This is a genomic window from Streptomyces sp. NPDC002884 (genome assembly GCF_040295245.1).
Lineage (GTDB): Bacteria > Actinomycetota > Actinomycetes > Streptomycetales > Streptomycetaceae > Streptomyces.
The window spans coordinates 22,569-39,696 of record NZ_JBEOVB010000012.1 but is presented as its reverse complement, the minus strand read 5'-3'; the positions used below and the strand labels follow the sequence as shown (position 1 = coordinate 39,696).

Sequence of the window (17,128 nt, the reverse complement as noted above, 5' to 3'; positions counted from 1 at the left end):
GGCTGTGTTCCGGGCCTCCGGGAGCGGTTTCGCTGTTGTGCGGGGCGGTCGCCCTTGAGGGGGCGTACGGGGGAGCGCCGGACGGGTCTCAGGAGAGGGGCCAGTTGCGCAGGGCGGCGTCGGCCATCTCCTGCAGTTCGTCACGGCCGACACCGCTCGCGGCTTGTACGGCGATGCCGTAGGCGAAGGTGGTGACATAGCGGGCCAGTAGCCCGGGATCGGTGTCCGCGGGCAGGTCGCCGTCGTCGACGGCTCGCTGAAAGCGTTCTCTGACGCGGGAGTAGCCGTTGTCGCGCCAGGCTACGAGCAGGTCGCGGATCTCCTGCCCGGAGTCGCTGACGGTCAGGGCGCCATGGACGCCCAGGCACCCGTGGGGATTTGCAGGGCGGGTGGTGGTTCGCACGGTGCCGGCCAGGATCGCGGTGGCGACCCCCAGGGCGGTCGGCTCCTCCATGGCTTGGGCCAGGTATGCGCTCGGGCCTTCGGCGTACCGCTCCAGGGCCTTGCGGAACAGCTTCTCCTTGTTGCCGAAAGCTGCGTACATGCTGGTGGTGGAGATGCCCATCGCGCTCGTCAGGTTGGCGGTGCTGGCCCCCTCGTAGCCATGTTTCCAGAAGACCAGCATGGCGCGCTCGAGGGCTTCGTCGGCGTCGAATCCCCGCGGCCGGCCGATGGGGCCGCTCTGTTTCCTCTCCACGCCCACAGCCTACTCCTTCCGCAACGATCGCTGCAGAAGTGCTAGCGTTCGACTTCTGCAGCGATCGTTGCGGAAGTCGAAGGGTTACTCACGTGGACTGCTCGACAGGGAGACCGCGCTCTCGTCACCGGGGGCGGTACCGGAATCCGCCTGGCCGGCTCGGGCGCCCGGCAGAGATCGCCACCACCGTGACCTTGCGCGCTCCGAGCAGGGAGCGTCATCACCGGTCGGGGCCTGTACGCGGCCTCGATCCGGCAAGTCCAAGAACACTCCGGACACCGCCGACGGCCCACCCGGGCCTCATGATTCGCGAGGAAACGCAATGACGATCACATTGATCACCGGGGCCAACAAGGGAATCGGTTTCGAGACGGCCAAACAGCTTCTGGCGCTGGGCCACGTCGTCTACATCGGCGCGCGCGATGTCGAGCGAGGCGAGAAGGCGGCGGCAACGCTCGGCGCACGGTTCGTGCAGCTCGACGTGACCGACGACGCATCGGTGAGCAACGCGTTGGCGGCGATCGATTCGGCCGAGGGCCGACTCGACGTCCTTGTGAACAACGCGGGCATATTGGCGGCCGGAATCACCGACGGCCCCACGGCTCTCCAGGCCTTCGACACCAATGCGGTGGGGATCGTGCGCGTCACGGAGGCTGCGCTTCCCCTCCTGCGCAAGTCCTCGAACCCCACCGTGGTCACCGTTTCGAGCAGTGCCGGATCGTTCTGGGCGGTGACCAATCCGGACCGGCCGGAATTCGGCTTGCCGTTGGCTCTCTACTCCGCCTCGAAGTCCGCAGCCACCATGCTCACGGTCCAGTACGCCAAGTCCCAGCCGGGCATCAAGTTCAACGCGGTCGAGCCCGGAACCACCGCCACGGACCTGACCGCTGCGTTCGGCATCGGAAGGGCGCCGGAAGCGAGTGCCAGGGTCGTCGTACGTCTGGCAACGCTCGAAGCGGACGGCCCGACAGGAACCTTCCAGGACGAGAACGGGGAAGTGCCCTGGTAGCCGTGTAGGCACGAGTGAGGGGCAGCCCGTCGAGCTGTCCCTCGCACGTTCCCGCACGGCCTACGGACTTGTCCGTTCAGTTTCAGCGATCGACGAAGTCGATCAGCGACCGAAGTGCACATGGGCCGCCCAGAGGCCGGGGGTCTGCGGATTCTGGGCACGCTCCGCGACGACTGCTGCGTGCAGTGCCCGGGCCGAGGTGCCAGTGTCCGGCGGCCGGGTGCCGTCCGCGGTCAGATGCGTGTAGACGGTCGTGGCGACACGCGTGCCGGAGGTTCCCTGAATCTTCCACAGACTTCCGATGACGCTGCGGAATCCGGCTGTCTGAAAAGCCGCCGTGATATGCAGTGACTCGTCGACGAACCGTGGCGCGGTGTCAGTGGTTTCACAGGCCGAGAGATAGGCGAGGTCTGCTCGGGGGATGTCGAGCCGGGAGACATCGGCCACGGTGAAGGCACGCGCTTGATGGTCGTGGAGCAGGAGTCGGCTGTAGCCCCTGCCGCGCAGGTCGCTGACTCCATGGCAGACGAAGTGAGCGGTGGACGTGTGGTGCAGGGCGGCCGTGACCGCCTCATGGGTGGCATCCGGGCCGTACAGGGGAGTCGAGTCAGGGAGGAGGCGCTCCAGGGCGGCACATTCCTCCTCGGCCGAGCGCAGGGCGGGCGCGTCCGGCGTGTCCGGCAGCCCGACGATCAGCGTGCCGCCTCCTGGCCGCCCGTCATGGCCTGTCACCCGGCGGGCGTAGGCCAGTGCACCGATGGTGGGGGTGTACGAGGTGATCACGCGGTCGAGGACCGACGGCCCGCTCCCGCCGTCTTCGTACTGCTCGGCAGCGTGCAGAGGGAGGAACGCCATGATGCCCACTGGGCACCACCACCACCTGGGCAAGGCTGCTGCCTCGTCCGGGGGCGCACTCATGCCACAGGCGTTCAGCACGGGGGATGTGACCGTGTCCCACACGTCGCCGAGCACCTTCCGCAGATCGCGTTGGGCCGTCTTCCGGCCGCCGTAGCTGGGTTCGCTGTAGATCCGTGTACAGGCCGATCGAAGACGCACCACCAGGTCCACCGCGAACTTGTCCGAGAGGTCGGTCAGTTCCACGACCTCGACCGGTCGTCCATCGTCGGGATGAAGGACGAGCGCGTCGCTGCGTAAAGGGCCTGCGTAGACGGTGACGACGGGGCCCTCGGCGGCTTGCGCACGCAGCTCGCCGAGCGCGGGCGGCAGAAGGAAGCGCGCGAGGTCATCGCGGGAGCGCCTGATGCGGGCCAGCAGGTCCGTCCAGCCGTCCGCGAGTTCCTTGCGGCGGCGGGCCGCGGCCCGGTCGGCGAGGGCCGGGGCGAGGCCGGGACCTGTGGTTGAGGGCAGGATGCTCTCCATCGCCTCGGTACGGGAACGGAGACGACGGAACTCCTCGGCGAGGCCCGGTTCATGGTCTGCCAGCGTGTCCAGGTCGGTCCTGGTGCCCACCAGTTCCGATTGGAGCAGCGCGCGTGACTGCTCGAGCAGCTCCAGGGCGCGTCCGGGCTGCCCTGCGGCGGTGGCTGCGCCCGCCGCCTCGGCTGCAAGGCCGGCTACCGCGCCGAGGCCGGATTCCCTGTCCTCGCGCGGCAGTTCACGCGGCGCGATCCGGGGCAACAGATCGACGGCCAGTTCGAAGGCGGCGAGCGCCTCGGCGTGGTTCCCAGCCAACTGGGCCGCCCGTCCGGCCAGTCGCGCGGCCGCGACACGGTCCTTTGCCAGGACCTCATGGCGTGCGGCGACACGTTCCGTCAGCTCCTTGTGTGCGTCTTCGAGGGCCGCGTGCCCGAGAGCCCGGACGGGATGGGCACTGCCGAGGGCGAGCAGCGCCTGTCCAAGGGTGCGGACCGCGGCGGGCATCAGGGTGGAATCTGCCGGCAGCATCGTCACCGCGTCGCGCGCCCGACTCACCGCCTCCTCCAGATGCGTCACGCCGCCCAGCTGCGTGGTGTTCCCATCCGCCCATACAGCGCACAGCGATTGGGACAAGGTCAGCAGCGCTCCAGCCCTGGCCGGGTTGTTGACGTCGAGCAAGGCCACGGCCGAGCGACAGATGTCGACTGCCTCCCGCGCCGGGGCGGGATCCTGCTGCGTCCGAGCCGTTTCCAGCAGTAGTCGTGCGAGGTCGTACAGGTTCCCGGCGCGCTGGGGGTGGTCGGGCGGGCAGCAGGTGACGGCGAGCCGTGCCAGAGTGACGGCCTCCGCCAACGGCTGCGGGTCCTGTTCGTGGGCGGAGAGCAGGTGGAGGGCATTGACCAGTCGGTTGATGACCACCACGCGATGTGCCTGCCCTTCCGTGGTGGCCGCCACGGCGTTGCGGCCTGCCTCCACCGCCCACAGCAGAGACTGCAGGTCACCGTCCCGGGCATGGCGCAGCCGCAGGGCGAGACACAGATCCGCGAGCGCAGTGGCGGCCTCGGGCCCGCCCGTCGCCTCGCGTACGACGGTGACAGTGTGCCGGACATACTCCTCGAGGTAGCCGTCCTCGCCGGTGTCGCTGTACAGCAGACGCAGGGAGGCGGCGAGTCCGGACAAGCACAGGACGCGGTTCAGGCGGCCGGCACCGGCGGCTTTCACCGCCTCCCGCGCTGTCTTGAGCGCGTTGTTCATCATTGCGCGGTCGCCGGAGCGGGCGGCGAGCGTCCGCAGGGCGCCGGCGTGGTTGGACAGGGCGACTGCTCTGCGCGGGTCTTCGGCGGGGAAGGCCGCGACAGTCGCTTCCCCCAGGACGGTTGCCTCGTCCGTCAGGCCATCGTCATCGGTTCTCTCGAACAGCGATACCAGCGCATTTTGTAGATTTCCGGTCACGATGGCGCGCAGCGGGTCCTTCCGGCCTCGCGTCAGTGCCTCCGCCTGCCTGCCGACCGCAACCGCCTCGTCCAGTGCGGCGCGTTCATGGGTGTTCGCGCGGTACAACGAATGCAGGGAGTTGCACAGGTTGGCCATGCGGCCCGGCCGGTTGCTGTCACTCGGGTCGGAGCGCTCTACGGCCTCACGGTTCACGGCAACGGCCTCGGCCAGCAGCCCTGCGCCGCTCTGATGCTGGTGGAGTTCCTCCAGGGCCGATCCGAGATTCGACAGCAGGGCGATGCCGGAGGGCCGGCCGGCCGCCGTGTTGCGGATCCTCGCCGCTCTGCCGGTCTCTACCGCCTCCGTCAGCAGGTCGATCTCTCCGGTGTGCATGAACAGCTCCTGCAGGGTGCCGACCAGGCGGACTTGGACGCCCTCACGTGCATCGGGGTCTGCAACGGCTCTCCTCAGTACGCGGACGATCTCCCGGAGGATGTCGAGGTCCTCCGTGCGCTGGTACGCGTCCAGCAGTTCCGCCAGGGAATGCCGGTTCTGTCCGTCGACGCCATCGGACTCGAGCCCCGTCATGTGCGCATCCTGCCGTCCTGTCGCATTTCTCGCCTTTCGGGATGGCAACCCTTCGTATTGCTTACACTGCACAGAGCGATCCGTGTAGCGAAATGGCCCGGACGCGGACGGTGTTGGCTCACGGGCCCGAGGGTCCCACGCGCGAACGGAAGCGAGCCGTTTCTATGGATTTCCCGCCTGAAGAAGCCCAGCCGCTGGCGGAGGTCGGGCTGTTCCTGAGAGACGACGTGCGCTCCGGGGAGCCGCAGTCGGCGGGTGTCCCAGTCGGCAAGATCATCTTCCATGGCTGGCAGGTGCGGTCACTGCTGACCGCACCGCCCGAATATCCCGGCCACAATGTGTACTTGGTCAAAGCCCGCTACGACGTGGACTTTGACCCCGAGGTGCCAGGGCCTCAATGGGCCGAGGCGGGCTTCTCGTTCGATGTCGAAGACCTGACCGTCACCGCCGCGCTGCCCGTGAGTGTGAGCGGACCCGAGTCGGCGCGAACATACGTACTGACACGCGACCTGGATTTCGCCCTGCCGGACGCCGGCAGCATCGGTGGCACAGGCATGGACGGAAACAACGACACAGCCGTGACCCTCGCGCGAGTCGCGCTTCCTGCCCTCATGCCGGACATCACCGTCTTCGGAGTCGGGGGACAGACCTGCCGCTGGCGTCATCGCGCAGTGAACGGCGGCGAGGTGCGACTGGGCTCGCACGTCAGCTGGTTCGTCCTTCTGGTGCCGACGGGCTTCGACGAAGTGCACGTCATGGCCAAGGCGGGCTACATGCTCACCGAAGAGGCAGCGATGGGCATGCACCCCTACGCCGGCACGGACCGGTTCACCGTACGGCTTCCGGTGCGGGAGTCGCCTCAACCGCCGCCACCGACATCACGGGCTGCGGCAAGGACACCTGGCCGCGGCGATGAAGGCCACCGGAACTCCACCGAGACGCGCATGGGCTTCGGTGTCGATGTGGTGGGGTACTCCGAACGCCACGCCCTGGGCAGGGCAGCGCTGCAGAAGCGTCTGGACCGGCTCGTCCGCGACGTCCTCGACGGCATCGGCTTCGACCTGGCGCATCTGGAGCACCAACGCAACGGGGACGGCCTGAACATCGTCCTGCCACTGCACACCGACATCACCCAGGCGCTTCCAGGACTGATCAACACCATGGGTTCCCGGCTCCGACAGGACAATGAGCGCCACGACGACCAGATGCGGATACGGATGGCCTGCGACGTCGGCACCTTCAAGGTGGGCGCCAACGGCTACGAGGGCGAGGCGGTGCTCAGCTTCTGCCGCCTTCTGGACAGCTTCCCGTTGCGCAACGCGCTCACCGTTCACAAGGGCGCCGAACTGGGCGTGCTGATCAGCCAGTTTCTCTACGGGCAGGTCATCACGCCGGGCTACCCAGGGCTGAACAAGGAAGGATTCACCAGGGTGACCGCTCAGGTGAAGCACTACCAGGCGGACGCATGGCTCTACACATCGCCAAGCGCGGCGAGGACGGTATGACCCGTCCGCCCACTGAACGCGCCGACCTGCTGAGGGCCGTCCGCGCCTGTGTCGAGGGCCCCTGCGGGGGCGGCGCGAGCGAGTCCGCCGAACGTGACGCACTCGCGGCCGTCGGTCGTCTGCTGGCCTCCGTCGGCGACCTCTTCGACGACGTGGAAGTGGCCGTCGCCGCAGGGCAGCTGCACCTGCGCCGCGCGATTCGGAGGGGCGACGAGACAGGCGCCGAGGCGGATCTACGGGCAGCCGCCTGGTACTTCCTTCCTCTGGTCGCGAAGGGAGAGGCCCAGCTGCCCCAGGCCGTCGCCGACTTCTACGTAAGGGCCGCCGCCACGTACGAGCCCGGCGCGGGTCCCCCCGACGTTCCCGGACTTTCCCTTCGCAGGTGCCACGACCGCATGGTGACGGCGATCGCCACGGACGGTCCGGGCTCCCGGGGCGGCGTGGCCCTGCGGCCCGCCCTGTTCGTCCTTCGGCATGTCGCAGCCGCCTCCACGGGCGACAGCGACCGCCGTGCAGCGTACCTGTCCAACCTCTCTGGCGCTTTGCTCACGCTCTACCACCAGGACGGTGGAGCGGGACTGTTGGACGACGCCGTGGCAGCGGCGCGGCAAGCCGTCCGTACGACCGAGATCAAGACAGGGAACGGCGACGCCGGCGAAAGCAACAGCACCGTCCCCATGGCCCGGGACGAGTTGCCCAGTGGCCCCTCGGACCACGACCTGGCAGCTCGCCTGATGAACCTCGTCGGCACGCTACGCGCGCGCTACCGCCTTGTCGGCTCCCCGGAGGACCTTCGGGAGGCCCTGCAAGCCGGCCGCAAGGCCGCCTCCCTGACCTCCGCCCCCGTCCAGGACCGGGCACGCAATCTCAGCAATCTCGCCCTGGTTCTGCTGTCCCACTTCGAACAGACCGAGGACGAAGAGACGCTCGTCGAGGCGGCCGCCTACGCCAGAGAAGCCGTGGCCCTCGTGCCCCGCGGCCCTGGGGCCGCCCTGCCCCTCTCCAACCTTTCGGCCGTTCTGGGATCGTTGGGAGTCCAGACCCGTGACGCCGATGTCGTACGGGAATCCGTGGACGCAGCCAGAAGGGCCGTCTCCCACGGCGGCGACGCCCTCGGAGGTCCCGAGGACTTTTCGCTCTCGCTCGCCCAATCGCTCTTCGACCTGTATCAGACGACCGACGACACGACCGCCCTCGACGAGTGCGCCGAGGTGTGCCGCGGGGTCCTGGCTCGGCTACCTGAGTGCCACACCGCACACCGTCAATTCCTGTTGACGCTCGGGCGGGCCCTGCGCGCGCGAGCACGGTCCGGGACGGACCGACCCGCGGCGCTGGCCGAAGCCGTCAGTGTCCTGAAGGAAGCGGCCGCGGCCACACCGCCCGGTCATGGAGGCCGAGCGGACACTCTCGGCCACCTCATGCTCGCCGTACAGGACATCTACGACAGCGTCGGCGATCCGGAAGCTCTGGACGAGGCGATCACCACTGGACGGCTCGCTGCGGAGGCTGCTCGCGAAGACGACCCCGTACTGCTCAAGCTCCTGGGCAACCTTGCCAATTCCTTGCTCGACAGATACCTACGGGCCGGTATCCGGACAGACCTTGACGAGGCGGTCGAGATCGGCCGCCACGCGGTGGCCGTGACTCCTGCGGGCCACGCCGACGAGGCCGCCCATCTCACGTCACTGGCCCACCAGTTGCTCGTCCAGTACCAGACCACGGGAGACTCGGAGTTTCTGGAAGAAAGCATCGACACCTCGCGGCGGGCCATGGGCAGGAGCGACGAGGGCAGTGCCGTCGCTCTCGCCGTGCTGTCCAACCTTTCCGTCGCGCTGCTGATCCGGTTCGAACGGAGCGGATCGACGGAGGCACTCGACGAAGCCGTGTCGCTCAGGCGCCAGACAGTTCGTGCAACACCCGCCGACTCACCAGAGCTCGCAGGGCGGCTCTCAAACCTCGCCGGGGCGCTCAGGAGCCGCTACGACCATACGGGAGACCGTGCCGCGATCGAGGAGGCCGCAGGCTGCGCGCGTCGGCTCATGTCCATCATCGTGCCAGGACAGCCGGAGTACCCGCTGCGTATGGCGAACGTGGCCACCACGCTCTATCAGTGGAGTGAACTTGCCCGCGACGACGCTGCCGGAGGGGAAGCCGAGGACGCCGCCCGCCTGGCCGTGAACGCGGTGCCGGAGACCCACAGGGCACGGCCGGCGCTGCTGAGCAACCTTTGCGGGATTCTCCTCGCCCGCTATCGGCGGACCGGAGATCTCGCTCGACTCGTCGACGCCGAGAGCGCGGCCGACGCGGCTGTTCGCATCGCGCATCCCGAGGATCCGGACCGCCCTCTCTATTTGCTGAACCTCGCGATGGCTCGTCGGTCGCAGCACGAGCGCACAGGCGATCTGTCTGTGTTGCGCGAAGGCATGCGGGCGGCCGAAGAGGGGCTGCTCCTGACCTTGGCCGGAAACCCGATCAAGGCGCAGCTGTTCAACCAGATCAGCCTGGGATCGCAGGCCCGCTACAGCCGCAGCGGTGAGCTTCGGCATCTGACCGAGTCGGTCACGGCGGCACGTGAAGCCGTGTCCGGATGCCCGCCCGACCATCCGGACCACGCCATGTACCAGTCGAACCTCTCCGGAGTCCTGCAGATGCTGCACCAGCGGCAGGACCCCTCGGCCGCGGAGCGCACGCTCGAGGAAGCTGTAGCCGCAGCCCGCACGGCTGTCACCGCCACCGAACGTGGCCACCCCGACCTCCCCTTCCTCCTTTCCCATCTTTGCGGGGCGTTGATGTTCCAGCACGGAGTGACCGGAGGAAGGCGGGAGCTGGCGGGCGCAGTCACCGCGGGCCGCCGTGCCGTCGCTCTCACACCGCCCGGCCACCCCAACCAGACACGCCAGCTCGCCAATCTCGCGGCCGCATGGCGACTGCGGTACCGCCACGACGCCTCACCCAAGGCGCTGCACCAGGCGGTGGCAGCCGCCCGCCGCGCTGTCGCCTCCCTCGCCCTCGACCACCCCGACGAGGCATCCGTCCTGACCGGCTGCGCGGCCGCACTGCGGACCGCATCCCGGGCTGGAGCGGGGAACCTGGACGGCGAGGAAGTCCTTCGCATGCTCGACCGGGCGACGAACTCCACGGGCAGCCCCATCGGGGACCGGATCAGCGCGGCTCGCGCCCTCGGCAGGGCTGCCCTGGATGCCGGAGAGGCGGACCGGGCCCTGGCCGCCTACGAGACGGCGGTCGACCTGCTCGGCCAGCTCGCCCCCTGGAGGCTGGCACGCGGGGACAAGGAGTTCGGCCTGGGGGAGATGGAGGGGCTGGGCAGTGAGGCTGCAGGGGCGGCGCTGACCTGCGGCGATCCCGGACGAGACGTCGAACTGCTGGAACAAGCGCGCGGAGTGATGCTCAACCAAACCCTCGACATGCGCGGCGATGCCGACGAACTGCGGGCCGCCTGCCCCGACCTGGCCGACGAGTTCGAAGCCCTGCGGGCGCGCCGGGACGCTGCCGACCACATCAGGCTTGGCGAGCAGTTCGACGAAGTGTCCGGGACGCACGACAGCGAACCCAGCCGACCCGTGCAACGTATCGCCGCCGAGCGAACCGCCATGGACGCGGAATGGCACGCCCTCCTCACCCGGATCCGAGCTGTTCCAGGCCTGTCCGACTTTCTCGACACCCCAGACCTGAAAAGTCTCCGGCGGCAGGCCGAGCACGGCTTCGTGATCATTCTGGCGGTGAGCAGGCACCGCAGCGACGCGCTGGTCCTCACCGCGGATCCGCACTCCCCGGTCATCGTCGTCGCTCTTCCGGAGGTGACCGAGCGTTCTGTGATCGATTGGGCGGATCGGCTCCTGACGGGACGTGTCCCCGGCTCGCAGCCTTTGACCGCCTACGCGCAGGCGAAGCGACGCATGGAAGATCTCAGCGCGTTGCTGGCGTGGCAGTGGGACCACGTCGCGGAGCCCGTCCTGGAGCGCATCGGAGTCACCCGATCCCGTCGACCGGACGAACCCGGTGAATGGCCGAGGATCTGGTGGTGCCCGACCGGTGCCACGGCCTTTCTGCCCTGGCACGCTTCGGGCCACCACCACGGCGTCATGGAGCGCGCGAGCGCTCCGAACACGGTCATGGACCGCGCTGTGTCCTCCTGGACGCCGACCATCCGGGCTCTGGCCCACGCGAGGCGCCTCCTACGGACGACCGGACCGGTTTCCACTTCCTCCCCCGGCACTGTCGCCCCCGGGAGAGGAAGTGGAAAGGGAATTCTGATAGTTGAGATGCCGTATCCCACGGGAACGACGCGCCCTCTGCGACACGTGAGGACCGAGACCGCACACATCGCCGGCCTGCTGCCCGACACCACCCGGCTCGAACCTCCTCACAACACACCAGAGGCCGTACTCGGCGCACTGCCCGCCCATCCGACGGTGCACTTCGCCTGCCACGCCGTCAGCGAATGGGGTGCGCCAGGACGCAGCGGCCTGCTGCTGAGCAACGATGACGGGACGGCACGCCTCACAGTCGACGCGATCTCCTCGCGGAACATCGCGGATGCCGAACTCGCCTATCTCTCTGCGTGCAGCACCACGCTCACGAATCAACGGTTGGCGGATGAGTCCGTCCACATCACAGCTGCATTCATGCTCTGCGGTTACCGCCATGTGATCGGCACGCTCTGGCCCGTCGACGACGCAACAGCCGGAGAGATTGCCATTGACTTCTACACTCACCTGAAAGAAAGGGACAGCAAGAGGCTGCCGACGAAGGATTCGGCCTACGCTCTGCACCTCTCCTTGCACCGGGCGCGGGCCAAGCGTCCGTGGGCCCCGTCCTTCTGGGCGGCCCACCTCCACACCGGTGCCTGAGGCGGCCGTGCTCAGCGACGCGACCGCGGATGCTGTCAGGCGAGTATTCCCGCGATGACCACGAGGACCGCGCCGAATGCGAAGAGGATGAATGATATCTGGATATTCCGATGCTTGGTCCAGGCTATCCCGCTCATGACGATGAGCTGACGGCTCAGCACGGGAAGCAGATCGGTGTTCCTCAGAGACTCGGCGAGTTCGTTCGCCTCACGGTGCATGAGATGACCGAAGTAGATGAAGTTGGCGGAGGCTTCGGCTTGGAGTGCGGGGCCACGAAGGCGGGGCACCACGACCACTGCCGCGAAGATGGCGCTTACGACGATGAGACCACTGCCGACCCACAGCAGGTAAAGCGACTCCCGCGCGTGAACATTGTCGAAGACGTAGTTCTTGCCCGACAGCGCGATGATCGCGCCTACAGCAGCAGATTCGAAAGCCAGAGCAAACGAGGCCTTGGCGTCGACCCGGGCAGTCCACTCGCCGATCGCTCCGTGGATCCGCCATGCGGTCTCCACAGCCTTTTCGGTCTCGGGACTCGCTCCGCTCGGTTGAGGCATCAGATCACCCACCGGCAAGAAGCTCGGAACAGCATCATCAGGCGTCCTCCTCATGAACGTTGCCCGGTCGGGCCCGCGAAGTGCGAAGCTCGGCTCAGGCTTCCCGGTCACCATGCGTGTGCTGCCGGTCACCAAGGTACAGCGGGAGCGCCCTGACCCGTCAGCCCTTGAGTCCTCACCCCAGCCTCGCCCGGTCGACCTTCTGCTACTGGCGCCGGACGGCGTCGCTGCGGCCAGCCCGGCAGGCGCCTGACGCAGGGCTTGCCACTTGGATACGCACCGTCCACCGTCCCTCGGACGGAACCTGAAGCGGGCGCGACGGAAGTCGGCCTCATCAAGGACGGCGCCGGTGAAGTCGAGGCCAAGGCCCTGCCGCGATGCGTGCGACCCGTCGCGCAAGTGGGCCTCGATGAGCCCCGAAATGGTCACGCGCACTTCCCGCTCGCGCCGCCACGACACCCGAGGTGCCCCCGAACTCTTCTTGCCGGCGTCCTGGAGACCCGTTGCAGAGGTCGAAAACCTGGTGCGGCAGGGGAGCCGTTGCCGGCATCATGGCTCACATGATCATGTGTCGAAAGGCCGATGCCGCGTAGACGGCCACGCGCGCTGCGCGGTGAGCGGCCGCTCTCCCGTATCTGGGGGCCGGCCCCGCCGTTGCGGATCCACGGACTCTCCACCAGGGCGAGCCTGGCTGTGCACCGGGTCGAGTGCCTGAGCGACAGCTTCTCCGTCTACCCAGGAGCCACCGACCGGGCATTGCGGCGCTACCGCGAGTTCCTGCACCCGCCGGGAAGACGTCCGCTGTACCCGCGGGAGTCGTTCTGCTCGTGCCCCGGGTGCTCCTTCGACGACGTCAGACACGCACGCGACGTGCTGGAGGAGGTCATGGAGCGACTGCCGGAACGGGCCCGCGCCGAGCTCGTCCGGCGGGTGAAGCTTCTTGACGCGGTGTTCTTGCGCCGCACCCTGCCGGACCCGTTCGCGCACCGGCGTGAGTGGCGCACGCAGTTCTGGTGGTACCGCCGCCTGGCCGACAGGTCGGAGTGGGGGTGAGGCGCGGCTACCGCGGGTGCACCGTGGAGGTCAGGTGCGTCGCTCGCGACGACGGCTCCGAGCGGACCGGCTCCAGCGCGACCCTGGACGCGTCCACCCCGTCGAACAGGCGGGTGCCGGCGCCGAAAAGTACCGGTGACAGCGCGATCGAGAACTCGTCGACCAGACCACGCCAGCGTTCAAGTGTTCCAGGATCGTCGCGCCGCCGCCGGCGATACGGACGTCGAGGTCGCCGGCCGCGGCTCGGGCCTGGTCGACGGCGTGCTCGATGCCGTCGTTGACGAAGTGGAACGGTGCCGCCGGGCCGCTCCCACTAGGCACGCTCGGTGTGCGTCACGACGAAGACCGGGGTGTGGAAGGGCGCCGCCTCCGGCCAGGACTGCTCGCCGAGGTCGAACATGCGCTTGCCCATGACGCGCGCGCCGGTGCGCTCGAACGCCTCCCGCGCTACGTCGTTGTCGTGGCCTTCCTCGCCGCCCTCGCCCAGGTTCAGGTTCTCCGTTCCTTGGTCCCCGGTTCCTGGGTCGGCTCGGTCACCGGCCGCTCACCCGCCCGCAGCAGCGCCAGGATGTCCCGCCGCTGCGACTCGGCGATTCACCCGACGGCGTCCCCGGCCCTCTGCGAGAGAGTCCTCGGCGACCGTGACATCCCGGTCACAGAACCGGGGAGGGTCCGTCCGGGGCCGTCAGCAACGCCAGATGGGCGAGGTCTCCGGGCGGAGGTGTGGTCACCGACCACAGCGGCGCGGGAGTTCCGTCGGCGACCGCGGCCGGGGCATCGGTGAGGTTCATCCGCTCGCGCAACCGGCCGTAGAAGTCCATCGGTCCCAGCCGGACCGCTCGCAGGCGGCGCGGAGCGGCGTACACGCCGATCCAGTCTCCCGGATCGAGCACGCCCCGCAGCTGGCCGTCGATGCTCACCGCTGCCTGGCCCGACCGCTCCAGCAGGCGCAGCCCGATGGGCTCGTCGGGGGCTGTGACGACCGACCGGTCGAATGCCATGTGCGGGGCGACCGGGGTGAAGACGAGGACGTCGGCTCGCGGTGAGACGACGGGTCCGCCGGCGGCGAAGCTGTAGGCCGTCGAGCCGGTCGGTGTGGCCACCAGCAGCGCGTCGGCTGAGTAGGACGCCAGGAGCCGGCCGGAGACGTAGACCCCGACCGACACCTGGCGGTCCCTGGAGAGTTTCTCCACCACGATGTCGTTGAGCGCGGTGACGCTCAGCGCGATGCCCCACTCGTCGTCGACCTCGCAGTCGGACCGGACCTGAGGAGGTGGCAGGAGCGGTCCGCGGCCGTACTCCATCAGAGCCTCCATCCCGGCCGGCACTTCCAGGCGGCGGGAGGCCCGAAGAGTGAGCAGCATGCGGCTGTCGATTCTGACGCGGTCCTCACGCACCGCGTCCAGCGCCGTATGCACCGCGGACACCGACGTCTCGGTGAGGAAACCGACCCGTCCCAGGTCGACACCCAGCACCAGGGCGTCGTTCTCGGCGGCCAGCCGCGCACCGCGCAGGAAGGTGCCGTCGCCGCCCAGTGTCACGATGAGGTCCGGATCGCCCGCGGCATCCACCTCCTCGCGGGCGGTGCGGCGCCCTCCGTCGTGCCACACGTCGATGTCCGTGCACCGCACGGCGTGCTTGCCGCACCACGCACGGACCACGTCCGCCGCTTCCAAGGCCTCCGCGCGCCCACCGTGCACGACGAGACCCAGCCGGTTCACTGTCACTGCTGCCTCCGGGGCATTCGTGGTCACCACCTCGTGGCTACGGTGCGCAGATCGCGCCTACGCCGCCCTCACGGGCCTCGGCGAGCTCCTCGAGGGCTCCCTGGCGTACGTTCCAGAGCGGCATCCGATGGGCAAGGCTCCCCGCCCCTCTCCCGGGCCTGAACGCTGTTCGCGGCGAGATCTTGCCCTCTCGTATGCACAGCTGAGTTCAGCGTCCATCACATGCCCACTCCGCGCACGGTGGCAGACCGGGCTGTTACGGGGAACGGTGTTCAACGGCGTTCAAGGGAGTGGGACACAGGCCATGCACCGGGCGTAGTCGTCCTCGCCGTCCTCGCCGACCTCGCCGACCTCGCCGACCTCGCGGGGTACCGCGGTGGCGGGGTCCGGCCTATCGGCGGACCGCCGAGAGCAGCCCGCCGGGCCGCTCCTCGCGCCGCGGCGGGGTGCTGATCGGCCGGCCGTACGCGGCAGCGCGCTCGCGCAGGGTGTGGCTGTCGCCTTCCCAGCCGTGCCCGGCCAGCCAGCCCACCGGGTCGTCGGGCATCTCCGAGACCCACATGGACGCCGCCGATCCCGGCGAGGCCTCCGCGCCGAAGCGCTCGATCACGCCGCGCGAGCCCAAGGTGAGCCCCATCCGGCTGCCTGCCGCCGACCGCGTGCTGATCCGGGCCAGCAGTAGCTCCACCGCGTCCACGGGCAGATAGATCAGTAGCCCTTCGGCGATCCACGCGGTCGGCACGGCCGGGTCGTGCCCTGCGGCGGCCAGCGCGCCCGGCCAGTCCTCACGCAGATCCACCGCGACGGTGATCCGCTCGCAGCGCGCGACGGCCCGCTCCTGGCGCAGTACCGAAGCCTTGAAGTCCAGTGGCGCGGCGGTGTCGACCTCGAACAGCCGGGTGCCCTCGGGCCAGTCCATCCGGAAGGCCCGGCTGTCCATGCCGGCGCCGAGCAGCACGACCTGCCGGACCCCGGACGCGCAGGCCTGCTGCAACAGGTCGTCGAGGAACTTCGTCCTGATGACGATGGAGAACGACACGGCCAGTCGACGGCGTCGCGCGGCCTCGTCGTCGGGCGGCGGCGAGGAGGGCCACAGGCCGCCGGCGCCGGCGAAGGCCTGTGCCAGTGGGTCGCGGAACAGCGCGTTCTCCCGCTCGGTCTCCAGGGCCCGCACCCTGGCCACCCCCACCGCCGTGGCCCACACTCCCGACGGCTGCACCCGCTGCTGCTCACCAGTCACCGCGCCAGCCTAGATGGTCGATTCCAAGGGGCTCCCCGGTCAGCGGTCGAGGCGGGCGATGAGCAGGTTGGGGTCCTTGTCCGTGAGGTAGGCGGCGCTGGGCACGTACACCGTGCCGTCGTGGACCGCGATGGAGGTCGCGGTCTGCAGCCCGTCCTGTGCGGTGAGCACGGTGATGTGGGTGCCGTCCGGGCGGACGAGGTCGACCTCGTCGTCGTCACGGGCGGCAAGGAGGGTGTCGCCGCGGCCGGTGAAGGCGAAGTCGTCGATGGAGGGCATGCCGGTGGCGCGGACCTCGACCTTTCCCGCAGTGCCGCGTGCGGTCACCGGAATGCGCCGGACGGTGCCCTTGTCGAGGTTGGTGGCCCAGACGGCGCCGTTGTGCAGCTTCAGACCGTTGGCCCCGGCGAACGTGCTGGGCTGGAGCGTCTCGCCCTCGGCCCACACGACGGCCTTGCCGCCGCACGCGGGGACGCGGTAGATGACGCCGTGGCGCGAGCCCCACGTACGCGGTGCTGTCCACCCTGCTGGGCCAGTTGCGCGCCGAGTACGACCGGCCGGAGCAGGCCGTGTCGGCGGAGATCCTGCAACTCCTGCTGGCCACCGCGCTGTTGCAGATCGACCGGCTGCCGCATCCCGACAGCGGCGCCGACCCGCACCCGGGCGGCGAGGTCTACGCCCGCTTCCGCGCCGAGCTGGAACGCCACTACGCCACCACCCGCCGCGCCGCCGACTACGCACACCGCCTCGGATACACCGTCAAGACCCTCACCCGCGCCTGCACCGCCGCCACCGGACAGCCCGTCAAGCACGTCATCGACGGCCGCGTCGCCCTGGAGGCCCGGCGTCTGCTCGCCCACACCGACGAACCGGTGGCGACCATCGCCCGCCGCCTCGGCTTCCCCGAACCCACCAACTTCGGCAAGTTCTTCACCCGCCACACCGGTGTCACCCCCGGTACGTTCCGTCAGGCGCATCAGCGTCAGCAGTGAAGACGGCGTCGCACGGTGATCTCCCGGACCACCGCGCGGCGACGGCCCTGAGGCCGCCGCGGCACGGTCGGCGCCGAG

The 17,128-nt window shown here is 69.2% G+C and carries 10 protein-coding genes and 1 pseudogene; 5 read left to right on the top strand and 6 right to left on the bottom strand.

What is annotated here, in order from left to right:
• Positions 1-88: 88 nt before the first annotated feature.
• Positions 89-697, bottom strand: a complete 609-nt coding sequence (locus tag ABT070_RS23805; RefSeq protein WP_351763841.1) for a TetR/AcrR family transcriptional regulator — start codon at positions 695-697, stop codon at positions 89-91.
• Positions 698-1,019: 322 nt separating this feature from the next.
• Between ABT070_RS23805 and ABT070_RS23800 the strand changes: the two genes are divergently transcribed.
• Positions 1,020-1,706 (top strand): SDR family NAD(P)-dependent oxidoreductase, encoded by a 687-nt coding sequence (locus tag ABT070_RS23800; protein WP_351763839.1) that lies wholly within the window; start codon positions 1,020-1,022, stop codon positions 1,704-1,706.
• A gap of 102 nt (positions 1,707-1,808) precedes the next feature.
• Here the strand turns inward: ABT070_RS23800 and ABT070_RS23795 are convergent, their stop codons facing one another.
• A complete protein-coding gene (locus ABT070_RS23795; protein WP_351763837.1) occupies positions 1,809-5,105 on the bottom strand; it encodes a CHAT domain-containing protein in 3,297 nt (1,098 codons plus the stop codon).
• A gap of 164 nt (positions 5,106-5,269) precedes the next feature.
• Between ABT070_RS23795 and ABT070_RS23790 the strand changes: the two genes are divergently transcribed.
• Together ABT070_RS23790 and ABT070_RS23785 are read left to right on the top strand one after the other, a co-directional pair.
• A complete protein-coding gene (locus ABT070_RS23790; protein ID WP_351763835.1) occupies positions 5,270-6,610 on the top strand; it encodes a hypothetical protein in 1,341 nt (446 codons plus the stop codon).
• Positions 6,571-11,481 carry a CHAT domain-containing protein gene (locus ABT070_RS23785; protein ID WP_351763833.1) on the top strand — a complete coding sequence of 1,637 codons (4,911 nt, stop codon included), beginning with the start codon at positions 6,571-6,573 and terminating at the stop codon, positions 11,479-11,481. The genes ABT070_RS23790 and ABT070_RS23785 overlap by 40 nt, the downstream gene beginning before the upstream one ends.
• Positions 11,482-11,516: 35 nt before the next feature.
• Here the strand turns inward: ABT070_RS23785 and ABT070_RS23780 are convergent, their stop codons facing one another.
• Positions 11,517-12,152, bottom strand: coding sequence for a Pycsar system effector family protein (locus ABT070_RS23780; RefSeq protein ID WP_351763831.1), 636 nt, complete (start codon positions 12,150-12,152; stop codon positions 11,517-11,519).
• A gap of 468 nt (positions 12,153-12,620) precedes the next feature.
• On the opposite strand from ABT070_RS23780, the gene ABT070_RS23775 reads away from it, so the two are divergent.
• Positions 12,621-13,091 (top strand): hypothetical protein, encoded by a 471-nt coding sequence (locus ABT070_RS23775; RefSeq protein ID WP_351763829.1) that lies wholly within the window; start codon positions 12,621-12,623, stop codon positions 13,089-13,091.
• 653 nt (positions 13,092-13,744) lie between these two features.
• On the opposite strand, the gene ABT070_RS23770 is transcribed toward ABT070_RS23775, so the two are convergent.
• From ABT070_RS23770 to ABT070_RS23760, 3 genes are all read right to left on the bottom strand, one after another.
• Positions 13,745-14,818 carry an NAD(+)/NADH kinase gene (locus ABT070_RS23770; protein ID WP_351763827.1) on the bottom strand — a complete coding sequence of 358 codons (1,074 nt, stop codon included), beginning with the start codon at positions 14,816-14,818 and terminating at the stop codon, positions 13,745-13,747.
• Positions 14,819-15,209: 391 nt separating this feature from the next.
• Complete coding sequence (locus ABT070_RS23765; protein ID WP_351764045.1) at positions 15,210-16,022, bottom strand: class I SAM-dependent methyltransferase; 813 nt, start codon at positions 16,020-16,022, stop codon at positions 15,210-15,212.
• A 75-nt stretch (positions 16,023-16,097) separates the two neighbouring features.
• The gene (locus tag ABT070_RS23760; protein WP_351763826.1) at positions 16,098-16,505 is read right to left on the bottom strand and encodes a hypothetical protein; all 408 of its coding nucleotides are present in this window, start codon (positions 16,503-16,505) and stop codon (positions 16,098-16,100) included.
• A gap of 44 nt (positions 16,506-16,549) precedes the next feature.
• Here ABT070_RS23760 and ABT070_RS23755 point away from each other — a divergent pair.
• Positions 16,550-17,050: pseudogene (locus ABT070_RS23755) on the top strand (helix-turn-helix domain-containing protein); the annotation flags it as partial.
• Positions 17,051-17,128: the final 78 nt, after the last annotated feature.